Annotated in this window: 18 protein-coding genes; 6 read left to right on the top strand and 12 right to left on the bottom strand. The window is 62.4% G+C overall.

The window, feature by feature from the left end; genetic code table 11:
• Nucleotides 1-117: 117 nt before the first annotated feature.
• The 3 genes from cysN to CAF78_RS08710 all read right to left on the bottom strand — a co-directional run bounded on the left by cysN (nucleotide 118) and on the right by CAF78_RS08710 (nucleotide 3,940).
• On the bottom strand, nucleotides 118-2,019 hold the full coding sequence (gene cysN / locus CAF78_RS08720) for a sulfate adenylyltransferase subunit CysN (protein WP_085675058.1): 1,902 nt from the start codon (nucleotides 2,017-2,019) through the stop codon (nucleotides 118-120).
• A gap of 15 nt (nucleotides 2,020-2,034) precedes the next feature.
• Entirely contained in the window at nucleotides 2,035-2,952 is a 918-nt protein-coding gene (gene cysD / locus CAF78_RS08715; protein WP_060508578.1) for a sulfate adenylyltransferase subunit CysD, read from the bottom strand.
• A gap of 229 nt (nucleotides 2,953-3,181) precedes the next feature.
• The gene (locus CAF78_RS08710) at nucleotides 3,182-3,940 is read right to left on the bottom strand and encodes a Nif3-like dinuclear metal center hexameric protein (RefSeq protein WP_085675057.1); all 759 of its coding nucleotides are present in this window, start codon (nucleotides 3,938-3,940) and stop codon (nucleotides 3,182-3,184) included.
• Between the two features lie 169 nt (nucleotides 3,941-4,109).
• Between CAF78_RS08710 and algW the strand changes: the two genes are divergently transcribed.
• Nucleotides 4,110-5,270 (top strand): Do family serine endopeptidase AlgW, encoded by a 1,161-nt coding sequence (gene algW / locus CAF78_RS08705; RefSeq protein WP_085675056.1) that lies wholly within the window; start codon nucleotides 4,110-4,112, stop codon nucleotides 5,268-5,270.
• Nucleotides 5,271-5,404: 134 nt separating this feature from the next.
• On the opposite strand, the gene CAF78_RS08700 is transcribed toward algW, so the two are convergent.
• The 4 genes from CAF78_RS08700 to CAF78_RS08685 all read right to left on the bottom strand — a co-directional run bounded on the left by CAF78_RS08700 (nucleotide 5,405) and on the right by CAF78_RS08685 (nucleotide 9,561).
• Nucleotides 5,405-6,169 (bottom strand): amino acid ABC transporter ATP-binding protein, encoded by a 765-nt coding sequence (locus CAF78_RS08700; protein ID WP_003251792.1) that lies wholly within the window; start codon nucleotides 6,167-6,169, stop codon nucleotides 5,405-5,407.
• A 10-nt stretch (nucleotides 6,170-6,179) separates the two neighbouring features.
• Entirely contained in the window at nucleotides 6,180-7,277 is a 1,098-nt protein-coding gene (locus CAF78_RS08695) for an amino acid ABC transporter permease (RefSeq protein ID WP_085675055.1), read from the bottom strand.
• Between the two features lie 10 nt (nucleotides 7,278-7,287).
• Complete coding sequence (locus CAF78_RS08690; protein WP_085675054.1) at nucleotides 7,288-8,466, bottom strand: amino acid ABC transporter permease; 1,179 nt, start codon at nucleotides 8,464-8,466, stop codon at nucleotides 7,288-7,290.
• Between the two features lie 66 nt (nucleotides 8,467-8,532).
• Nucleotides 8,533-9,561, bottom strand: coding sequence for an amino acid ABC transporter substrate-binding protein (locus CAF78_RS08685; protein ID WP_085675053.1), 1,029 nt, complete (start codon nucleotides 9,559-9,561; stop codon nucleotides 8,533-8,535).
• A 331-nt stretch (nucleotides 9,562-9,892) separates the two neighbouring features.
• Between CAF78_RS08685 and CAF78_RS08680 the strand changes: the two genes are divergently transcribed.
• Both CAF78_RS08680 and rhlB read left to right on the top strand, forming a co-directional pair.
• Complete coding sequence (locus CAF78_RS08680) at nucleotides 9,893-10,549, top strand: alpha/beta hydrolase (protein WP_085675052.1); 657 nt, start codon at nucleotides 9,893-9,895, stop codon at nucleotides 10,547-10,549.
• Nucleotides 10,550-10,650: 101 nt separating this feature from the next.
• Nucleotides 10,651-12,126, top strand: coding sequence for an ATP-dependent RNA helicase RhlB (gene rhlB / locus CAF78_RS08675; protein ID WP_085675051.1), 1,476 nt, complete (start codon nucleotides 10,651-10,653; stop codon nucleotides 12,124-12,126).
• Nucleotides 12,127-12,286: 160 nt separating this feature from the next.
• Here rhlB and moaE read toward each other — a convergent pair whose 3' ends face one another.
• The 5 genes from moaE to CAF78_RS08650 all read right to left on the bottom strand — a co-directional run bounded on the left by moaE (nucleotide 12,287) and on the right by CAF78_RS08650 (nucleotide 16,353).
• Entirely contained in the window at nucleotides 12,287-12,733 is a 447-nt protein-coding gene (gene moaE / locus CAF78_RS08670) for a molybdopterin synthase catalytic subunit MoaE (RefSeq protein WP_079226613.1), read from the bottom strand.
• Between the two features lie 2 nt (nucleotides 12,734-12,735).
• Complete coding sequence (locus CAF78_RS08665) at nucleotides 12,736-12,981, bottom strand: MoaD/ThiS family protein (protein ID WP_085675050.1); 246 nt, start codon at nucleotides 12,979-12,981, stop codon at nucleotides 12,736-12,738.
• A complete protein-coding gene (gene moaC / locus CAF78_RS08660) occupies nucleotides 12,981-13,451 on the bottom strand; it encodes a cyclic pyranopterin monophosphate synthase MoaC (protein WP_085675049.1) in 471 nt (156 codons plus the stop codon). Before moaC ends, CAF78_RS08665 begins: the two co-directional genes overlap by 1 nt.
• A gap of 96 nt (nucleotides 13,452-13,547) precedes the next feature.
• Complete coding sequence (locus CAF78_RS08655; protein WP_085675048.1) at nucleotides 13,548-14,942, bottom strand: PhoH family protein; 1,395 nt, start codon at nucleotides 14,940-14,942, stop codon at nucleotides 13,548-13,550.
• Between the two features lie 283 nt (nucleotides 14,943-15,225).
• The gene (locus CAF78_RS08650; RefSeq protein WP_085675047.1) at nucleotides 15,226-16,353 is read right to left on the bottom strand and encodes a polysaccharide deacetylase family protein; all 1,128 of its coding nucleotides are present in this window, start codon (nucleotides 16,351-16,353) and stop codon (nucleotides 15,226-15,228) included.
• 137 nt (nucleotides 16,354-16,490) lie between these two features.
• On the opposite strand from CAF78_RS08650, the gene yaaA reads away from it, so the two are divergent.
• The 3 genes from yaaA to CAF78_RS08635 all read left to right on the top strand — a co-directional run bounded on the left by yaaA (nucleotide 16,491) and on the right by CAF78_RS08635 (nucleotide 20,946).
• Nucleotides 16,491-17,270: a peroxide stress protein YaaA gene (gene yaaA, locus CAF78_RS08645; RefSeq protein ID WP_085675046.1), complete on the top strand. Its 780-nt coding sequence runs from the start codon at nucleotides 16,491-16,493 to the stop codon at nucleotides 17,268-17,270.
• 803 nt (nucleotides 17,271-18,073) lie between these two features.
• Nucleotides 18,074-19,390 (top strand): nucleotide sugar dehydrogenase, encoded by a 1,317-nt coding sequence (locus tag CAF78_RS08640; protein ID WP_085675045.1) that lies wholly within the window; start codon nucleotides 18,074-18,076, stop codon nucleotides 19,388-19,390.
• A gap of 74 nt (nucleotides 19,391-19,464) precedes the next feature.
• Nucleotides 19,465-20,946, top strand: a complete 1,482-nt coding sequence (locus tag CAF78_RS08635; protein ID WP_085675044.1) for a glycosyltransferase family 2 protein — start codon at nucleotides 19,465-19,467, stop codon at nucleotides 20,944-20,946.
• Nucleotides 20,947-20,954: the final 8 nt, after the last annotated feature.

Raw genomic sequence — 20,954 nt, 5'->3', positions numbered from 1 at the left:
GCTATGGGCGCCTCACTACACATGTCAATCTGTCAATTAGTCTGCATGTAAAGATTTTGCTCACTTTACAGATACAAAAAACCCCGCCGAAGCGGGGTTTTTCTCAAGCAGCACTAGTTAGATCGCGCCACGCTGACGGAGCACATCCAGCACCTGCTTCACGCCTTCTTCAACGCTGGTGTTCTGGGTATCGATCACCAGGTCAGCATCCAGCGGCACATCGAACGGGAAGCTTTCGCCCGGGATGTTGTCGCCACCGGCAGCGTACAGGCCCTGTGGGTCGCGCTCGCGGCACGCCAGCGGCGAGGCCTGAACGTAAACGGTCACCAGGCGCTCCTTGCCGATCAGCGCCTTGGCCTGCTCGCGGCCTTCGGCATCCGGGGCGACGAACGCAGCCAGGGTCAGCAGGCCGGCTTCGTTGAACTGGCGCGCCACGTGGGCGGCGCGGCGCCAGTTCTCGGTGCGGCCGGCGCGGTCCTGTGGCAGGCCTTTGTTCAGGTCGTGGCGCAGGTTCTGGCCATCGAGCACGTACACCGCACGGCCCATGTCGAACAGCTTGCGCTCGACGGCATAGGCCAGGGTGCTCTTGCCAGCGCCAGACAGGCCGCTGAACAGCACGGTGGCTGGCTGCTGGCCGAAGCGCAGGGCGCGCTCTTCGGTGGCCACGTGAGCGAGCTTGCCATGCTGGCCAGTGCCGCCATGCGGCAGGACCGGTGGCGCGATGATCATGCCAGCGCCGACGGTGCCGTTGGTCAGGCGGTCGATGACGATGAACGCACCGGTGGTGCGGTTGCTGTCGTAACCGTCCAGGGCGATCGAGGCGTCCAGGGCGACCTTGACGCGGCCGATCTCGTTCAGCTGCAGCGCGCTGGCTGCGCCCTGCTCCAAGGTGTTCACATCGACCTTGTGGGTGATGCTGGCAATCGAGCCCGGCACGTAGCTGGTGGCGCGCTTGATGTCGTATTTCTTGCCCGGGAGCATCGGCTCCTCGGCCATCCACACCAGCATGGCGTCGAACTGGTCGGTCACCGGCGGCACGTTATCAGCGTGCACCAGCAGGTCGCCACGGGAAATGTCGATCTCGTCTTCCATGGTCAGGGTCACGGCCTGGCCTGGGCCGGCGTTTTCCAGTTCACCTTCGTAGGTGACGATGGACTTGACCCGGCTGCTCTTGCCCGACGGCAGCACGACCACTTCGTCACCCTTGTGCACAACGCCGCTGGCAATGGTGCCGGCGAAGCCGCGGAAGTTCAGGTTCGGACGGTTGACGTACTGCACCGGGAAGCGCAGGTCGGTGAAGTTGCGGTCGGCCGAAACCTCGACGGTTTCGAGGATTTCCATCAGCGTCGGGCCGGCGTACCACGGCGACTGCTCGCTGTGGTTGACCACGTTGTCGCCCTTGAGCGCCGACATCGGCACGAAGTGCAGGCTGCTTGGCTTCAGGTTGATGGCGTCGGCGAACTTCAGGTAGTCGGCCTTGATCGACTCGAACACGCCTTCATCGAAGCCCTTGAGGTCCATCTTGTTGACCGCGACCACGATGTGCTTGATGCCCAGCAAGGATGCGATGTAGCTGTGACGGCGGGTCTGGGTCTGCACGCCGTAGCGGGCATCGACCAGGATGATCGCCAGGTCACAGGTGGATGCACCGGTGGCCATGTTGCGGGTGTACTGCTCGTGGCCGGGGGTATCGGCGATGATGAACTTGCGCTTGGCCGTGGAGAAGTAGCGGTAGGCGACATCGATGGTGATGCCCTGTTCACGCTCGGCCTGCAGGCCGTCGACCAGCAGCGCAAGGTCGACTTCTTCGCCGGTGGTGCCGACTTTCTTCGAATCACGGGTGATGGCCTCGAGGTGGTCCTCGTAGATCATCTTCGAGTCGTGCAGCAGGCGCCCGATCAAGGTGCTCTTGCCATCGTCGACGTTGCCGCAGGTCAGGAAGCGCAGCAGTTCCTTGCGCTCGTGCTGGGCCAGGTAGGCGAGGATGTCCTCGCTGATCAGATCAGATTGGTGCGACATGGAGTAACCCTGAAATTAGAAGTAGCCTTGGCGTTTCTTGTCTTCCATGGAACCGGCGCCATCGTGGTCGATGACACGGCCCTGGCGTTCGGACGTACGGGTCAGGAGCATTTCCTGAATGATGTCCGTCAGGGTCTCGGCTTCCGACTCGACAGCGCCCGTCAACGGGTAGCAGCCGAGGGTACGGAAACGCACCTTCTTCTTGACGATGCGCGCCTTCTCTTCCTCGGAGAGGTGCTCGAGGATGCGATCGTCGTCGATCATGATCAGGGTGCCGTTCTTCTCGATGACTTCACGCTCGGCGGCGAAGTACAGCGGCACGATCGGGATGCCTTCGAGGTAGATGTACTGCCAGATGTCCAGCTCGGTCCAGTTCGACAGCGGGAAGACGCGGATCGACTCGCCTTTGTTGACCTTGCCGTTGTAGACGTTCCACAGCTCCGGGCGCTGGTTCTTCGGGTCCCAGCGGTGCTTGCTGTCACGGAACGAATACACGCGCTCCTTGGCCCGCGACTTCTCTTCGTCGCGGCGCGCGCCACCGAAGGCGGCGTCGAAACCATGCTTGTCCAGCGCCTGCTTGAGGCCCTGGGTCTTCATGATGTCGGTGTGCTTGGAGCTGCCATGGGTGAACGGGTTGATGCCCTGCGCCACACCCTCGGGGTTGACGTGGGTGATCAGCTCCAGGCCCATTTCCTCGACCATCTTGTCGCGGAAGCTGTACATCTCCTGGAATTTCCACTGGGTGTCGACGTGCATCACCGGGAATGGCAGCTTGCCCGGGAAGAAGGCCTTGCGCGCCAGGTGCAGCATCACGGCGGAATCCTTGCCGATCGAGTACAGCATCACCGGGTTGTCGAACTCGGCGGCCACCTCGCGGATGATGTGGATGCTTTCCGCCTCCAGCTGTTTCAAGTGCGTCAGTTTGTCGACCATGGCTACTCACGAAAAACGATCTTATGGACGGCCTGCGGGCCGTGTTCGAGCGAGCCACTTTATCACAGCGGCTGCTTCTATTTAGGCGGCGCACTAGATCGAAAAAGTCTAACGATATGACTGGGGGTTTGGGCTGCCAGGACCGGACTCTTCGCGGGCAAGCCCGCCCCCACAGGGATTGCGCAAGCCTGTGGGAGCGGGCTCGCCCGCGAAGCAGGCGACACCGCTGTCAGATCGGATTCGGGCAGTCGATGAACAGATGCTCCAGGGCAAACCGACGCGCCAAGTAATCGCCCAGCGCCTGCACCCCATACCGTTCGGTGGCATGGTGCCCCGCTGCAACGAAGCTCACCCCGTTCTCCCGGGCGCTGTGATAGGTCTGCTCCGACGCCTCGCCGGTGAGGTACAGGTCCACCCCGGCGGCAATCGCCGTATCGATGTAGCCCTGCCCGCCCCCGGTGCACCAGCCGACCCGGCGAATCATCGCGTCACCTTCCACCAGCAATGGCTCACGCCCGAGCACTTCCTGCACCCGACGGGCGAAATCCCGTGCAGTCACAGGCTCCGCCAGCGAACCGACCAGCCCGACCACCTTGGGGTTTTCCGGGTCCAGCGGGCCTTCGACGGTGATGTCGAGCTGCCGCGCCAGCTGCACGTTGTTGCCGACCTCCGGGTGCACATCCAGCGGCAGGTGAAATGCCAACAGGCTGATGTCGTGCTTCAGCAAGGTCTTCAGCCGACGCTGACGGATCCCGGTAACGCAAGGATTCTCGCCCTTCCAGAAGTAACCATGGTGCACCAGGATCAGGTCGGCCTCGGCCTCGACCGCGGCATCCAGCAGCGCCTGGCTGGCGGTGACGCCACTGACGATGCGACTGACCTGCGGCCGACCCTCGACCTGCAAGCCATTGGGGCAATAGTCCTGGATCTTCGCGCTGCCCAGGTAGCGTTCGGCTTCCTCGACCAGGGTGTTGAGTGCGACGGCCATGAAAATCTCCTCGAAATCTGCGCTTTTCCCGGGCGCAACGCCTGGAGAACGCCCGTATAATGCCGGCCATTATGGGCCGTCGCCGGCATCGGGGGAACCGGTGTATGATCGCGCGCGCTCATGCCCCACTGCGCGGCCAACGGCCCCCGCTCTTTTCCAGGACTCGTTCATGTTCAAGGCTTTGCGTTACTTTGGCTGGCCCCTGCTCACCGGTACTCTGATCGCGGTACTGATCATCCAGCGCTACCCCGAGTGGGTCGGCCTGCCCAGCCAGGACGTCAACCTGCAACAGGCCCCGCAGACCACGCGAATCATGCAGGGGCCGGTGTCCTACGCCGATGCCGTGACCCTCGCCGCCCCGGCCGTGGTCAACCTGTACACCACCAAGGTGGTGAACAAGACCGCTCATCCACTGTTCGAGGACCCGCAGTTCCGCCGCTTCTTCGGTGACAACCTGCCCAAGCAGCGTCGCTGGGAGTCGAGCCTGGGTTCGGCGGTGATCATGAGCCCCGAGGGTTACCTGCTGACCAACAACCACGTCACCAGCGGCGCCGACCAGATCGTCGTGGCCCTGAAGGACGGCCGCGAAACCCTGGCGCGGGTGATCGGCAGCGACCCGGAAACCGACCTGGCGGTACTGAAGATCGACCTGAAGAACCTGCCCGCCATCACCATTGGCCGCTCCGACACCATCCACATCGGTGATGTGGTACTGGCCATCGGCAACCCGTTCGGCGTTGGCCAGACCGTGACCATGGGCATCATCAGTGCCACTGGCCGCAACCAGTTGGGCCTGAACAACTACGAAGACTTCATCCAGACCGACGCGGCGATCAACCCGGGCAACTCCGGCGGTGCGCTGGTCGACGCCAATGGCAACCTGGTCGGCATCAACACGGCGATCTTCTCCAAGTCCGGCGGCTCCCAGGGCATCGGCTTCGCCATCCCGATCAAGCTGGCGCTGGAGGTGATGAAGTCGATCGTCGAACACGGCCAGGTGATTCGTGGCTGGCTGGGCATCGAGGTGCAGCCACTGAGCCAGGAACTGGCCGAATCGTTCGGCATGCAGGGCCGCCCAGGCATCGTGGTGGCCGGTATCTTCCGCGACGGCCCGGCGCAAAAGGCCGGCTTGCAGCTGGGTGACGTGATCCTGAGCATCAACGGCGAACCGGCCGGTGACGGGCGCAAGTCGATGAACCAGGTGGCGCGGATCAAGCCGACCGACAAGATCACCATCGAGGTGATGCGCAATGGTCAGCAGCTGAAGCTGATTGCCGAAGTGGGCCTGCGCCCGCCACCGGCACCGGCCGCCAACCCGGAAGAGAAATGATTCGATAAATGGGGCTGCTTTGCAGCCCTTCGCGGGCAAGCCCGCTCCCACAGGGCAGCACCGACTTTGAGTGCTGTGCAGTACCTGTGGGAGCGGGCTTGCCCGCGAAGGGCCGCAAAGCGGCCCCAGTTGCCTCAGTGCAGGATCTGGCTGAGGAACAACTTGGTCCGGTCACTGCGCGGCCGGTCGAAGAAGTCATCCGGCGCCGCCTGCTCGACGATCTCGCCCTTGTCCATGAAGATCACCCGGTTCGCCACGGTCCGGGCAAAGCCCATTTCGTGCGTCACGCAGAGCATGGTCATGCCGTCCTCGGCCAGGCCGACCATGGTGTCGAGCACCTCCTTGACCATTTCCGGGTCCAGCGCCGAAGTCGGCTCGTCGAACAGCATGATCTTCGGCTTCATGCACAGCGCCCGGGCAATAGCCACGCGCTGCTGCTGGCCACCGGACAGCTGCCCCGGGTACTTGTGCGCCTGCTCCGGAATACGTACCCGCTCCAGGTAGTGCATGGCGATTTCCTCGGCCTTGCGCCGCGGCATCTTGCGCACCCACATCGGTGCCAGGGTGCAGTTCTCCAGAATGCTCAGGTGCGGGAACAGGTTGAAGTGCTGGAACACCATGCCCACCTCGCGGCGGATCGCCTCGATCTGCTTGAGGTCGTTGGTCAGCTCCACGCCATCGACCACGATGCGGCCCTGCTGGTGCTCTTCCAGGCGGTTGAGGCAACGGATAGTGGTCGACTTGCCCGAACCGGACGGCCCGCACAGGACGATACGCTCGCCCTGGCGCACGTTCAGGTTGATGTCCTTGAGCACATGGAACTGGCCGTACCACTTGTTCACGCCCTGCATCTGGATGATGCCTTCGGGGCCGGCAGGCTGCTTGATCGCTTCACTCATTTCGAAACTCCTAACGCTTGTGGCCAGTGTCCAGCTTGCGCTCCAGGTGCATGGAGTAGCGGGACATACCGAAACAGAAAATCCAGAACACCAGGGCGGCGAACACATAGCCCTCGGTGGCCATGCCCAGCCACGCCGGGTCGGCAGCGGCTTGCTTGACGCTGTTGAGCAGGTCGAACAGGCCGATGATGATCACCAGGCTTGTGTCCTTGAACAGGGCGATGAAGGTGTTGACGATGCCGGGGATCACCAGCTTGAGCGCTTGCGGCAGAATCACCAGGCCCATCGCGCGCCAGTAGCCCAGGCCCATGGCCGCGGCGGCTTCGTACTGGCCCTTGGGGATGGCCTGCAGGCCACCGCGCACCACCTCGGCAACGTACGCCGACTGGAACAGGATCACCCCGATCATCGCCCGCAGCAGCTTGTCGAAGCTCATGCCTTCAGGCAGGAACAACGGCAGCATCACCGACGACATGAACAGCACGGTGATCAGCGGCACGCCACGCCAGAACTCGATGAAGGTGACACAGACCACCTTCACCGCCGGCATCTTCGAACGCCGCCCGAGGGCCAGCAGAATGCCCAGCGGCAAGGCACCGACGATGCCCACGGTGGCGATCACCAGGGTCAGCATCAGCCCGCCCCACTGGCTGGTGGCGACGTTGCTCAGGCCCAGCAGGCCACCGTGCAGCAAGGTGTAGGCGAGCACCGGGTACAGCACCAGGAAGCCCAGGCCGTAAACGGCCTTGCGCGGGAAGCGCTTGATGAACAGCGGCGCGGCACCGAGCACGGCCAGCCACACGGTGAGGTCGACGCGCCAGCGCAGCTCCACCGGGTAGTAGCCGTACATGAACTGGCCGAAGCGCTGCTGCACGAACACCCAGCAGGCGCCCTCCTTGGTGCAGTCGGCGCGGGTGGTGCCGACCCAGTTGGCATCGAGCAGCGCCCATTGCACCAACGGCGGCACGATCAGCCACACCAGGTACACGGCGAACAGGGTCAGCAGGGTGTTGAGCCAGCTGGAGAACAGGTTGGCACGCATCCATGCGAGCACGCCGACGGTTTTCACCGGTGGCGGCATATCGGGTTTGAAAACATGGGCATTCACGGGCGTATCCTCACCGCTCGATCAGCGCAATGCGCTTGTTGTACCAGTTCATCAGCAGCGAAATGCTGATGCTGATGGCGAGATAGACACTCATGGTGATGGCGATCACCTCGATGGCCTGGCCGGTCTGGTTGAGCACCGTACCGGCGAACAGCGAGACCATCTCCGGGTAGCCGATACCGGCCGCCAGCGACGAGTTCTTCGCCAGGTTCAGGTACTGGCTGGTCAGCGGCGGAATGATCACCCGCAGTGCCTGGGGGATGATCACCTTGCGCAGGGTCGGGCCGTCACGCAGGCCGAGCGAGTGGGCCGCTTCGGTCTGGCCGTGGCTTACCGAGCGAATGCCCGAACGCACGATTTCGGCAATGAAGGCCGCGGTGTAGATGGTCAACGCCAGGGTCAGCGCCAGCAGCTCGGGGATCAGCACCCAGCCGCCAACGAAGTTGAAGCCCTTGAGCTGCGGCACTTCCCAGTGCACCGGGCTGCCGAACAGCAACGCGCAGGCGCCTGGAATGGCGATCAGCAGGGCCAGCCCCACCCAGAACTTGTGGAACGGCTCACCGGTTTCGTCGAAGCGCTTGTTGGCGTAACGCACCATCACCACGATCGCCGCCAGCGCCAGCACCAGGGCAACGACGAACGGCCAGAAGCCCTCCGCCATCGAGGCACCCGGCATGTTCAGGCCACGGTTGCTGATGAAGAAGGTGTCGTCGATGTTGATGCTGCCCCTGGGCCCCGGCAGGGTCAGGAATACCGCGAAGTACCAGAACAGGATCTGCAGCAGCGGCGGGATGTTGCGGAAGGTTTCCACATACACCGTCGCCAGCTTGCTGATCATCCAGTTCGGCGACAGCCGCGCCACACCAATGATGAAGCCGAGGATGGTTGCCAGGATGACGCCGATGAACGTCACCAGCAGCGTATTGAGCAGGCCGATGACGAACACCCGTGCATAGCTGTCGGACTCCACGTAGGGAATCAGGTGCTGGGCGATGCCGAAGCCGGCGCTACGCTCGAGGAAGTCGAAACCCGAGGTGATGCCCCGGTGTTGCAGGTTGGTCTGGGTGTTGTGGAACAGGTACCAGCCCAGGCCCACCACGAAGGCAATCGTGAGAATCTGGAACAGCCAGGCGCGCACACGCGGGTCGCTCAGGGAAAGCCCCTTGGGTGCGCCAATTTGATTTTGCATGAAGTGCCCCGAAAAATAGGGTTCGAACAACCTGCGGCGGCGGGATGCCGCCGCAGGGTGCAGCCATCAGCGCACAGGTGGCGCGTACTGGATGCCGCCGTTGTTCCACAGGGCGTTCATGCCACGGTCGATCTTCAGGTCGGTGCTCTGGCCCAGGTTCTTCTCGAACACTTCGCCGTAGTTGCCGACTTGCTTGACGATCTGCACTACCCAGTCCTTGGGCAGCTTGAGGTCCTTGCCGTACTCGCCATCGGCGCCCAGCAGGCGGGCAACGTCAGGGTTCTTGGTGGCCTTGGCCTCGGCCTCGACGTTCTTCGAGGTGATGCCGGCCTCTTCGGCGTTGAGCATGGCGAACAGCGTCCACTTGACGATGCTGAACCAGTCTTCGTCGCCTTTACGCACCACCGGGCCCAGTGGTTCCTTGGAGATGGTTTCCGGCAGGACCACGTATTCGGTCGGCGCGGCCAGCTTGGAACGCTGGGCGAACAGCTGCGACTTGTCCGAGGTCAGCACGTCGCAACGACCGGACTCCAGCGACTTGGCGCTCTCGTCAGAGGTGTCGAAGGTGATCGGGGTGTACTTCAGGCCATTGGCACGGAAGAAGTCCGACACGTTCAGTTCGGTGGTGGTACCGGCCTGGATGCAGATGGTCGCGCCGTCGAGCTCCTTGGCGCTGGAAACGCCAAGCTTCTTGTTGACCAGGAAGCCGACACCGTCGTAGTAGGTGACACCGGCGAACACCAGGCCCATGCCGGCGTCGCGCGAGCTGGTCCAGGTGGTGTTGCGCGACAGCACGTCGACTTCGCCCGACTGCAGCGCAGTGAAGCGTTCCTTGGCGTTGAGCTGGCTGAACTTGACCTTGGTCGCGTCACCGAACACGGCGGCGGCCACGGCGCGGCAGACGTCGGCGTCGATACCGACGATCTTGCCCTGCGCATCAGGTACCGAGAAGCCTGGAAGACCGTCGCTCACGCCACACTGGACGAAGCCCTTCTTCTTTACCGCATCGAGAGTGGCGCCGGCCTGGGCGGTGCTCACGGCGCCCAGCGCGGCGGCAGCGGTCAGGACTGCCAGGGTGGTTTTCAACATCTTCATTCACAACCTCCAAATCGCTCTTGTTGTACGAGCCGGAATTGCACCGCACCCTTATGAGGCGCATCCGACCCTTGTTGGCTTGTTATTGGGTCAATTGGCGCAATGGGCTGTTCTGTGACAGCCTTCGCGTGCAAAGGGTGTTACCGTCACGGCCTGCCCTTTGCATCAAATGAAGAATTGCAAAGCGCGTACCAGATTTGTTGGCTGTAGCGTTTAAGCGCTAGTCAAGTAGGGAAAGTTGTATCGTTGCGACATTCTCTTTCTGTCAGATAATTCCTACGCCTTGTTTTCACGCACCCTTTTGAAAGGCACGCACACTTTCGGAGCAGTCATGACCAACCCGCTGATTCTCGAACCCCAGAAAACCGCTGACGCCTGTGTGATCTGGTTGCACGGTTTGGGTGCCGACCGTTACGACTTCCTACCTGTGGCCGAATTCATGCAGGAACGCCTGCTCAGCACCCGTTTCATCATGCCCCAGGCGCCGACCCGCCCGGTGACCATCAACGGCGGCTACGCCATGCCCAGCTGGTATGACATCAAGGCCATGACCCCGGCCCGCGCCATCGATGAAGCGCAGCTGGATGAGTCGGCCGAACAGGTCATCGGCCTGATCAAGGCCGAGCAGGCCAAGGGCATCAACCTGTCGCGGATTTTCCTCGCCGGCTTCTCCCAGGGCGGCGCAGTGGTGCTGCACACTGCCTATATAAAGTGGCAAGAGGCGTTGGGCGGCGTGATTGCCCTGTCCACCTATGCCCCGACCTTCACCGACAGCCACCAGCTGAGCGCCTGCCAGCAACGCACCCCGGCCCTGTGCCTGCATGGCGTGCACGACCCGGTGGTGATCCCGTCCATGGGCCGTACCGCATTCGAATACCTCAATACCTGGGGCGTTGCCGCACGCTGGCACGAATACCCGATGGAGCACGAAGTGGTGGTGGAGGAACTGAGCGACATCCACGACTGGCTGAGCAAGCAATTGCAATAAGCCAACCCCATTTGTAGTTGTGGGAGTTTTCCGCTACGCCGCGCCCAGATCTTGCATTACACTGCCCGGCGTACATTCCTTAACCAGTTGATGAGACGATCGTGCTCAAGGCACTCAAGAAAATATTCGGCAAAGGAGACGCCGCGCCACAGGCCGTCGCTCCTGCTGCCAGCGTGACGCCAACGGCGCCTGCGCCCACTGCCGAGGCCCGGCCCGAGCCCAAACCGGCCGCCCCTCGCGCCAAACCGGCCGCCAAGCCCGCCGCCAAGGCAGAAGCACCCGCAGATGCCCCAGCGCCCACCGACAAGCCGGCCAAGGACAAACCCCGCCGCGAACGCAAGCCCAAGCCCCAGGCGAGCCTGTGGAAGCCGGAAGACTTCGTGGTCGAGCCGCAGGAAGGCAAGACCCGCTTCCACGACTTCAAGCTCTCCAACGAGCTGATGCATGCCATCCACGACCTCGGTTTCCCGTACTGCACGCCGATCCAGGCGCAGGTACTGGGTTACACCCTGCGTGGCCAGGACGCCATCGGTCGCGCCCAGACCGGTACCGGCAAGACGGCGGCATTCCTGATTTCGATCATTTCCCAGCTGCAGCAGACGCCGCCGCCCAAAGAGCGCTACATGGGCGAGCCGCGTGCACTGATCATCGCGCCAACCCGCGAGCTGGTGGTGCAGATCGCCAAGGACGCCATCGCCCTGACCAAATACACCGGCCTGAACGTGATGAGCTTCGTCGGCGGCATGGACTTCGACAAGCAGCTCAAGGCCCTGGAAGCTCGCCACTGCGACATCCTGGTGGCCACCCCGGGCCGCCTGCTGGACTTCAACCAGCGCGGCGAGGTGCACCTGGACATGGTCGAGGTGATGGTGCTGGACGAAGCCGACCGCATGCTCGACATGGGCTTCATCCCCCAGGTCCGGCAGATCATCCGCCAGACCCCACCGAAGAGCGAACGCCAGACCCTGCTGTTCTCCGCCACCTTCACCGACGATGTGATGAACCTGGCCAAGCAGTGGACCACCAACCCGGCGATCGTCGAGATCGAGCCGGAGAACGTCGCCAGCGAAACGGTCGAGCAACATGTGTATGCGGTGGCCGGCAGCGACAAGTACAAGCTGCTGTACAACCTGGTGACCCAGAACAAGTGGGAACGGGTGATGGTGTTCGCCAACCGCAAGGACGAGGTGCGGCGCATCGAGGAAAAGCTCGTGCGCGACGGCATCAATGCCGCGCAGTTGTCGGGCGACGTGCCGCAGCACAAGCGTATTCGTACCCTCGAGAGCTTCCGTGAAGGGCGCATCACCGTGCTGGTGGCCACCGATGTGGCCGGGCGCGGGATTCACATCGACGGCATCAGCCACGTGATCAACTTCACCCTGCCGGAAGACCCGGACGACTATGTGCACCGTATCGGCCGTACCGGCCGTGCGGGTACCAGCGGTGTGTCGATCAGCTTTGCCGGTGAGGATGATTCCTACCAGCTGCCGGCGATCGAAGAGCTGCTGGGGCGCAAGATCAAGTGCGAGATGCCGCCGGACGAACTGCTCAAACCAGTACCGCGCAAGCACCACTGACCTGTACCGGCCTCTTCGCGGCGGTTCGGCGCCCCGACAAGCCCGCTCCCACAGCTGCATCACAGCTTCCGAAGCCTGTGTGCAGTCTTTGTGGGAGCAGGCTTGTCGGGGCGCCGAACCGCCGAGAACCGGGGCGAAGCCCCGGCCATAAACCTCCTACCTACCAGCGCCCTGCGGCATCCTGGTCACTCTGCTTGCCTTCCACCCACCTCGGCCCTTCCTGGGTATTTTCCTTCTTCCAGAACGGCGCCCGAGTCTTCAGGTAGTCCATGATGAAGTTGCAGGCATCGAACGCCGCCTGCCGATGGGCACTGGCCACGCCGACGAATACGATCGGCTCACCCGGCTCCAGCGCACCGATGCGGTGCAGCACCTCGACCTTGAGCAACGGCCAGCGCTGCTCGGCCTCGACCACGATCTTGGCCAGGGCCTTCTCGGTCATGCCCGGGTAATGTTCGAGGAACATCCCCGCCACCTCACGCCCATCGTTGAAATCGCGCACATAGCCGACGAAACCGACCACGGCGCCGACGCCGACATTGGCCGCATGCATGGCATTGACCTCGGCCCCTGGGTCGAACGCACCCTGCTGCACTCGCACTGCCATGTTCAGCCTCCGGTCACCGGTGGGAAGAACGCCACGTCGTCGTCCTCTTCCAGCGGCTCGTCGAGCCGGCACAGCTCTTCGTTGCGCGCGCACATCAGGTTCTGCTCGGCCAGCACCGCATACTGCCCACCTTTGGCCACCAGCGCCTGGCGCACGTCGTCGAGCACCTTGAATTCGCCTTCCAGGCGCTCGGCATCGACACCCAGCAGCTCGCGGTAGCGGGCGAAGTACATCACCTTGACCTTCATCATGCCTCCACCTTGTAGTGCCCGCTCTTGCCACCCACCTTTTCCAGCAGGCGCACCTGTTCGATGACCATGCCCTTGTCCACGGCCTTGCACATGTCGTAGATCGTCAGCGCAGCAACGCTGGCGGCGGTCAGCGCCTCCATCTCGACGCCGGTCTGCCCGGCCAGCTTGCAACGGGCGACGATGCGCACCGCGTCCTGGCCTTCGGCGCTCAGTTCGACCTTGACGCTGGTCAGCATCAGCGGGTGGCACAGCGGGATCAGGTCGCTGGTCTTCTTCGCCGCCTGAATACCGGCAATACGCGCCACGGCGAACACATCGCCCTTGGGATGCTCGCCATCGACGATCATCTGCAAGGTCTGCGGCAACATGCGCACCCGCGCTTCGGCCACGGCCTCGCGCTCGGTCACGGCTTTTTCAGTGACGTCGACCATGTTGGCGCGCCCCTGGGAATCGAGATGAGTCAGCACTGCTCTGCTCCTGTGAAGGGAACAGAGAGTGTAAACCCGTGGGTCAGGATTGCGCAGCGGAAAAAAGCCGGGCGGCGGGCCGCCCGGCTGGGAGGGTTACAGGTGAGACTCGGCGTACTCGGCCAGCACCGAGCGTGGCACACCCTGCAGGGTGATGTGCACACCATGGGGGAAGTCCTTGAAACGCTCGGTCAGGTAGGTCAGGCCCGAGCTGGTCGCGGACAGGTAAGGTGTATCGATCTGTGCCAGGTTGCCCAGGCACACCACCTTGGAGCCGGAGCCGGCCCGGGTGATGATGGTTTTCATCTGGTGCGGTGTGAGGTTCTGGCACTCGTCGATCAGGATCAGGCTCTGCTGGAAGCTGCGCCCACGGATGTAGTTCAGTGACTTGAACTGCAGCGGCACACGTTCAAGGATGTATTCGACGCTGCCATGGGTGCTTTCGTCATCCATGTGCAAGGCTTCGAGGTTGTCGGTGATGGCGCCCAGCCAAGGCTCCATCTTCTCTGCCTCGGTGCCCGGCAGGAAGCCGATCTCCTGGTCCAGCCCCTGCACGCTGCGGGTGGCGATGATGCGCCGGTAGCGCTTGCTGACCATGGTCTGCTCGATGGCTGCGGCCAGGGCCAGGATGGTCTTGCCGGAGCCGGCAGCGCCGGTCAGGTTGACCAGGTGGATATCCGGGTCGAGCAAGGCGAACAGCGCCAGGCTCTGATGAATGTCCCGCGGCTTAAGGCCCCAGGCTTCCTGGTGCAGCAAGGGCTCCTGGTGCAGGTCGAGCAGTAGCAGCTCGTCATTACGGATGCCTTTCACCCAGCCGACAAAACCTTGCTCGTCGATGATGAACTCGTTGATGTGCACCGCTGGCAGGTTGTCGATCATCTGCACCCGATGCCAGGTGCGGCCACGCTCCTGGCGGGTATCGACCTTGCTGACGCGGTCCCAGAACGAACCGCTGACCGAGTGATAGCCCTTGGACAGCAGAGAGACGTCGTCGACCAGCTGGTCGGTGCTGTAGTCCTCGGCGGCGATCCCGCAGGCGCGCGCCTTCAGGCGCATGTTGATGTCTTTGGTGACCAGCACCACGTCCAGGTCGGAGCGCCGGCTGCGTACGTCGAGCAGGGTGTTGATGATGATGTTGTCGTTGAGGTTTTCCGGCAGCAACTTGCTGGGCTCGTTGCGCGGGCTCATCAGGATCGACAGGTAGCCCTTGGGCCCGCTCTTGCCCCGCTGGATCGGCACGCCCTGCTCGACATCGCTGGGCGAAGCGTCACCGAGGGTCTGGTCGATCAGGCGGATGGCCTGGCGACATTCGGCGGCGATGGTCTGTTTACCGGTCTTGAGCTTGTCGAGTTCCTCCAGCACCGTCATCGGTATGGCGACGTGGTGCTCCTCGAAGTTGAGCAATGCGTTGGGGTCGTGAATCAGGACGTTGGTATCGAGCACATAGAGGATTGGCTTGCTGGAGGAAGGGTTGCGTCCTTGGTCATCCATACTCGGTCACCTTATGTCGAAGCCACACGGCACGCTCTGTAGTGCGCCGCAGAGTGACCGCCGTTCTCCCCGTATCCGCGTTGCTACGGGCGGGAAGCGAACCTGGCAAGGTGGGCCTGGATGACGCCACCTGTGCTGCAGGAATCGGCTGTCTGGTTTCTTCATACCGCAAAAACCATGACCGAAAAAAGCATTTTTACGAGATTTTGAAGTTTATTTTTCCGATTGACGAAGAGCGCTTGGCGGCAAAGCCAGACGGGACTACAGTCAGAAGTCATACCCTCTATTCGCGATACGCGTAATCGCGGCAGTCCTCCCAGCCGATTCCACTTTGCACCGTGCTGTGCAGCAGCCACTCGACCGCCGGCTGCGCCTTGGGCAGGCTGTCATGGAACTGGATCACCCCTTTGCGCCAGAGCAGCATCAAGGTCACCACGCGCTGCGCCGACGCTTCGGCGGTGAGCGGGCCATCATCCTGAGCATCGATATCCCATAGCGACACCCGCAGCTGCTGGCTGGCCATGAATGCCTCGCCGTCGGCCCGGCGCTGGCCGTAGGGCGGGCGGAACAACGGCACGTATTGCGCCGGCAGGTCAGCCTGAACCCGGGCCTGGGCGCGCCTGATCGAGTCCTGCCAGCCCTGCCACTGGGCATGAGAGCGGTACTCCCAACCCTGGATGCCCACGCATTGGCCGGCATAGAGCGTGCCCAGCGCATCGGCTGCACCGGCATCGCGCCGCTGCTGCAAGCGGTTGCCCAAGACAAAGAAGGTGCCCTGCAGCTTCTGCTTGCGCAGGTATTCGGTGAGCGCATCGGTGCTTCCGCCATCCGGCCCTGGGCCACCGACGAAGGTCAGCAGGAACATGCGGTCGTTCAGTTCATCGCCATTGCGCTCGCGGCTGGACAGGCGCTCGACCTCGCTGCTGGTCTGCGGCAGCAACGCGGCCTTGCGCAGTTGCTCATCCAGATAACGCACATGGAACTGATGGCTGGGTTCGATCCAACCGGTGTAGAACGTGCCGACTTCTGTGGCGAACGTCGCCGCCCTGGTGCGCAAGTCGGCCATGGACTCGAGCAGGTAACAGAACGAGGCATCCTGTTCGCAACTGCGCTGGGCCTGCTGGTAGCCCTGCCACAAGCGCTGCCACATGTGTGCGCGCACCGCGCGGATCTTCTGCAGGTTGATCTGCCGCAAGCCCAACCGCGCAGCCAGCGCGCCATCATCGAGCAGTTCGCTTTCGTGCAACACCTGGGCAAATGACAGGATCTCGGCCCGCGAGGCGACGTCGAACAGCACCGGGCTGTCCAGCTGCTCGGGCCACTGGCTGCGGTCGAGGCTGGCCGGCGGCAGGGGGGCGGCCTGGGCGGCCAGGCTCAACAAGGTGGCCAGCAAGGCCCCGGCAATGCGCACGATCGGTCTCTCCGTGACAGCCAAAACGCGCACTATAGCGCCTGCTTCGGCGATGGTCTGTGACTATTGTCGCCATAGTTTGGCGTTACCGGCCGCGATCCGTAGAATTCACCGCAACGATTCCAGGAGCCGACCCGATGCTGACGGTGATTTCCCCCGCCAAGACCCTCGACTACGACACCGCGCCGGTGACGGAGCGCTTCACCCTGCCGCAATACCTGGACGATTCCCAGGAACTGATCCTGCAGCTGCGCGAACTGTCGCCGGCGCAAATCAGCGAGCTGATGCACCTGTCCGACAAGCTCGCCGGGCTCAATGCCGCGCGTTTTGGCAGCTGGACCCCGGATTTCACCCCGGCCAACGCCAAACAGGCGCTGCTGGCGTTCAAAGGTGACGTGTACACCGGGCTGGATGCCGAAACCCTCGGCGAGGACGACTTCAGCTACGCCCAGGCGCACCTGCGCATGCTCTCAGGCCTGTACGGCCTGCTGCGCCCGCTCGACCTGATGCAGCCCTACCGCCTGGAAATGGGCACCAAGCTGGCCAACGCCCGCGGCAAGGACCTGTATGCCTTCTGGGGCACGCGCATCAGCGAATGGCTGAACCAGGCGCTGGCCGACCAGGGCGACGACCTGCTGTTGAACCTGGCCAGCAACGAGTATTTCAGTGCGGTGAAACGCAGCGCGTTGAAGGCTCGGGTGATCAACGTCGACTTCAAGGACCTGAAGAACGGCCAGTACAAGATCATCAGCTTCTACGCCAAGAAGGCCCGCGGCATGATGAGCCGCTTCGTGATCCAGGAACGGGTGAACGACCCGGAGCAGCTCAAGCAGTTCGATGTGCAGGGCTACTACTACAGTGCCGAGCAGTCCAAGCCGGATCACCTGGTGTTCCTGCGCGATCACGCTGCCGAGTAAACCTGTTCGGGCCTCTTCGCGGGCAAGCCCGCGAAGAGGCCAGTAGCCTTGATACATCCCTCCCGCCCTGCAATAGGGCAAGCTTCAAAGCGCCATCAAGTCATTATTCCGACGCCAAAAAACCAGCACCCATCTCTATATCGCCAAACGCCATAAGACCGTTCGTACTTTTTTGACGAATTTTGAAAAATATTTTTTCATGGTGGCATAACAACACCGCGCTTCAGTCTCGTCCTTTATAACCGGGGGTGAAACTGTGACGTGCTATCAATTTGAAAGTATTTGCCACTGAAAAATTATTTAGAAATCTTTCATCGAAGCGGAATGCCCTCAGGAACTTCTACTACGACCTATCGCTCATAGTGCCGTAACGAATTTCCTGCCCTTGGGGTGTGAGAGATGACTTACAGATGACAACCGGCAGGTATCACTACCCGCTTCGATAACCTGGCAAGCGCAACGGGAAACCCCGAAGGCACTGCCAACCGAGGAGTAACGCGCCCTTTAAAACTCGTCCTAGTGGTTGATTTCAAAGGATTTTTCCACTTGAAAAAACAAGCACAGCAAGGCGCCAAGTAGCGCTTTGCAATAAAGACGGCTGCATTACAGGGCACGCCTTTTAAATACTGGCTTAATACTGCCAACTATTAGTGCACAACTTTGTGCGCGACGGATTTATTCATGCCTGCGCTCGGCGAAGTGAGCTTTTCGCCATGGACCCGTGCGCCCGAAAACTGTTGTTAATCAACCCAGTCCGGCTCTTCCCGGAGGAGCTGGCGTGATAAACACATGAGGTGATAGCGATGCGTATCAGCATCTTTGGTTTGGGTTATGTGGGTGCGGTCTGTGCAGGCTGCCTGACGGCGCGAGGCCATGACGTGATTGGTGTGGACGTGTCCAAGACCAAGATCGACCTGATCAATCAGGGCAAGTCGCCCATTGTCGAACCTGGCCTGGAAGCACTGCTGCAACAAGGCATCGCCAACGGCCGCCTGCGTGGCACCACCGACTTCGCCGAGGCCATCCGTGCCAGCGACGTGTCGATGATCTGCGTCGGCACTCCGAGCAAGAAGAACGGCGACCTGGGCCTGGAATACATCGAGTCGGTGTGCCGCGAGATCGGCTACGTGCTGCGTGACAGCGAGCGCCGCCACACCATCGTGGTACGCAGCACCGTGCTGCCAGGCACCGTCAAGAACGTGGTGATCCCGATTCTCGAAGACTGCTCCGGCAAGAAGGCCGGCGTCGACTTCGGCGTGGCAGTGAACCCGGAGTTCCTGCGTGAAAGCACCGCGATCAAGGACTACGACCAGCCGCCTATGACCGTCATCGGTGAACTGGACAAGGCCAGCGGCGACGTGCTGCAAGCCCTGTACGAAGAACTCGACGCACCGGTCATCCGCAAGCCGATCGAAGTGGCCGAGATGATCAAGTACACCTGCAACGTGTGGCACGCCACCAAGGTCACCTTCGCCAACGAAATCGGCAACATCGCCAAGGCCGTCGGCGTCGATGGCCGCGACGTGATGGACGTGGTCTGCCAGGACAAGGTGCTGAACCTGTCGCAGTACTACATGCGCCCAGGTTTCGCCTTCGGCGGTTCGTGCCTGCCGAAGGACGTGCGTGCCCTCACCTACCGCGCCGCCTCCCTCGACGTGCGTGCACCGCTGCTCGATTCGCTGATGCGCAGCAACGAGTCGCAGGTGCAGAACGCCTTCGAACTGATCGAAGCCCACGACAAGCGCAAGGTCGCCCTGCTCGGCCTGAGCTTCAAGGCCGGCACCGACGACCTGCGCGAAAGCCCGCTGGTGGAACTGGCCGAGCGCCTGATCGGCAAGGGCTACCAGCTGGACATCTACGACGAGAACGTCGAGTACGCCCGCGTCCACGGGGCGAACAAAGAGTACATCGAGTCGAAGATCCCGCACGTCTCGTCGCTGCTCAACGCCGACTTCCAGAAGGTCATCGCCAACGCCGACATCATCGTCCTGGGCAACCGTGACGAGCAGTTCCGCGCCCTTGCCGAGCAAGCGCCGGAAGGCAAGCAGGTGATCGACCTGGTTGGCTTCATGAGCAAGCCGACCTGCACCACCAGCCGTACCGAAGGCATTTGCTGGTAAATGCCCGACCGGGCAGCGGTGGCCTCCCCACCATCGCTGCCCACTCTTTCCCGAATTCTCGACGGATGCTGAACATGCAAAGGCTCCAGACAGTGCTGTTGCAGTGCGCCGGGTGGCTGCTCTACATGAGCCTGCTCATGCTGATCGCCCTGGCCCTGCCAGCCGATATCTTCGACTCGCAATCGAAGCACTTCATCTTCCTGGTCGGCGCAGTCGGCATCTGGCGCTATTCCATGGGCGCCACCCATTTCATCCGCGGCATGATCTTCCTCTACGGCGTCTACCCGTACCTGCGCCGCAAGGTGCAGAAGATGGGCGATGCCGCCGCGCCGTCGCACGTGTACCTGATGGTCACCAGCTTCCGTATCGAAGCGCTGACCACCGCCCAGGTGTACAGCTCGGTGATCCGCGAGGCGATCGAATGCGGCTACCCCACCACCGTGGTCTGCTCGCTGGTGGAGATGTCCGATGAACTGCTGGTAAAGAGCCTGTGGGCCAAGTACAACCCGCCCGCACACGTCACCCTGGACATCGTGCGCATTGCCGGTACCGGCAAGCGCGATGGCCTGGCCTATGGTTTCCGCGCCATCTCGCGGATGCTGCCGGACGAAAACGCCGTGGTCGCGGTGATCGACGGCGACACCGTGCTCGGCGAAGGCGTGGTGCGCAAGACCGTGCCGTGGTTCAAGCTGTACCCCAACGTCGGTGGCCTGACCACCAACGAATTCTGCGAAGTACGCGGCGGCTACATCATGAGCGAGTGGCACAAGCTGCGCTTCGCCCAGCGCCATATCAACATGTGCTCGATGGCCCTTTCCAAGCGCGTGCTGACCATGACCGGGCGCATGTCGATGTTCCGCGCCAGCGTGGTGACCAACCCCGAATTCATCGCCGATGTCGAAAGCGACTCGCTGATGCACTGGCGCCTGGGCCGCTTCAAGTTCCTCACCGGTGACGACAAGTCCAGCTGGTTCAGCCTGATGCGCCTGGGCTACGACACCTTCTACGTGCCGGATGCCGCGATCAACACGGTCGAGCACCCGCCGGAAAAGAGCTTCCTCAAGGCCAGCCGCAAGCTGATGTACCGCTGGTACGGCAACAACCTGCGGCAGAACTCCCGTGCGCTGGGCCTTGGCCTGCGTCGCCTGGGCCTGTTCACCAGCATCGTGTTGTTCGACCAGCGCGTGTCGATGTGGACCAGCCTGCTGGGCCTGACCGTGGCGGTGATCGCCAGCCTCAAGTTCGGCATGGCCTTCCTGCTGGTGTACCTGCTGTGGATCGGCATCACCCGCCTGATCCTCACCATCATGCTGCTGTGCTCGGGCCACAACGTGGGCCCGGCCTACCCGCTGATTCTCTATTACAACCAGATCGTCGGCGCGCTGATGAAGATCTACGTGTTCTTCCGCCTCGACAAGCAGTCCTGGACCCGCCAACCGACTGCCCTCAAGCGTGACCTCGCCAGTTTTCAACAATGGTTCAACACCTGGTCCTCGCGGACCATGACCTTCTCGGCTGCCAGCATCTTCGTCGCTGTGCTGTTCATGGTCGTGTGAGCCCAACC

Origin of the sequence: Pseudomonas sp. R28(2017), from assembly GCF_002112505.1 — a bacterium.
Taxonomy (GTDB): domain Bacteria; phylum Pseudomonadota; class Gammaproteobacteria; order Pseudomonadales; family Pseudomonadaceae; genus Aquipseudomonas.
Note: the sequence above shows the minus strand (reverse complement) of the source record. Positions and strands in the feature narration are given on the sequence as shown.

What these genes read in the sequence shown, in the direction of transcription:
- cysN (WP_085675058.1), bottom strand. Translation starts at nt 2,019, where the DNA reads ATGTCGCACCAATCTGATCTGATCAGCGAGGACATCCTCGCCTACCTG.
- cysD (WP_060508578.1), bottom strand. Translation starts at nt 2,952, where the DNA reads ATGGTCGACAAACTGACGCACTTGAAACAGCTGGAGGCGGAAAGCATC.
- CAF78_RS08710 (WP_085675057.1), bottom strand. Translation starts at nt 3,940, where the DNA reads ATGGCCGTCGCACTCAACACCCTGGTCGAGGAAGCCGAACGCTACCTG.
- algW (WP_085675056.1), top strand. Translation starts at nt 4,110, where the DNA reads ATGTTCAAGGCTTTGCGTTACTTTGGCTGGCCCCTGCTCACCGGTACT.
- CAF78_RS08700 (WP_003251792.1), bottom strand. Translation starts at nt 6,169, where the DNA reads ATGAGTGAAGCGATCAAGCAGCCTGCCGGCCCCGAAGGCATCATCCAG.
- CAF78_RS08690 (WP_085675054.1), bottom strand. Translation starts at nt 8,466, where the DNA reads ATGCAAAATCAAATTGGCGCACCCAAGGGGCTTTCCCTGAGCGACCCG.
- CAF78_RS08685 (WP_085675053.1), bottom strand. Translation starts at nt 9,561, where the DNA reads ATGAAGATGTTGAAAACCACCCTGGCAGTCCTGACCGCTGCCGCCGCG.
- CAF78_RS08680 (WP_085675052.1), top strand. Translation starts at nt 9,893, where the DNA reads ATGACCAACCCGCTGATTCTCGAACCCCAGAAAACCGCTGACGCCTGT.
- moaE (WP_079226613.1), bottom strand. Translation starts at nt 12,733, where the DNA reads ATGGCAGTGCGAGTGCAGCAGGGTGCGTTCGACCCAGGGGCCGAGGTC.
- CAF78_RS08665 (WP_085675050.1), bottom strand. Translation starts at nt 12,981, where the DNA reads ATGAAGGTCAAGGTGATGTACTTCGCCCGCTACCGCGAGCTGCTGGGT.
- CAF78_RS08655 (WP_085675048.1), bottom strand. Translation starts at nt 14,942, where the DNA reads ATGGATGACCAAGGACGCAACCCTTCCTCCAGCAAGCCAATCCTCTAT.
- yaaA (WP_085675046.1), top strand. Translation starts at nt 16,491, where the DNA reads ATGCTGACGGTGATTTCCCCCGCCAAGACCCTCGACTACGACACCGCG.
- CAF78_RS08640 (WP_085675045.1), top strand. Translation starts at nt 18,074, where the DNA reads ATGCGTATCAGCATCTTTGGTTTGGGTTATGTGGGTGCGGTCTGTGCA.
- CAF78_RS08635 (WP_085675044.1), top strand. Translation starts at nt 19,465, where the DNA reads ATGCAAAGGCTCCAGACAGTGCTGTTGCAGTGCGCCGGGTGGCTGCTC.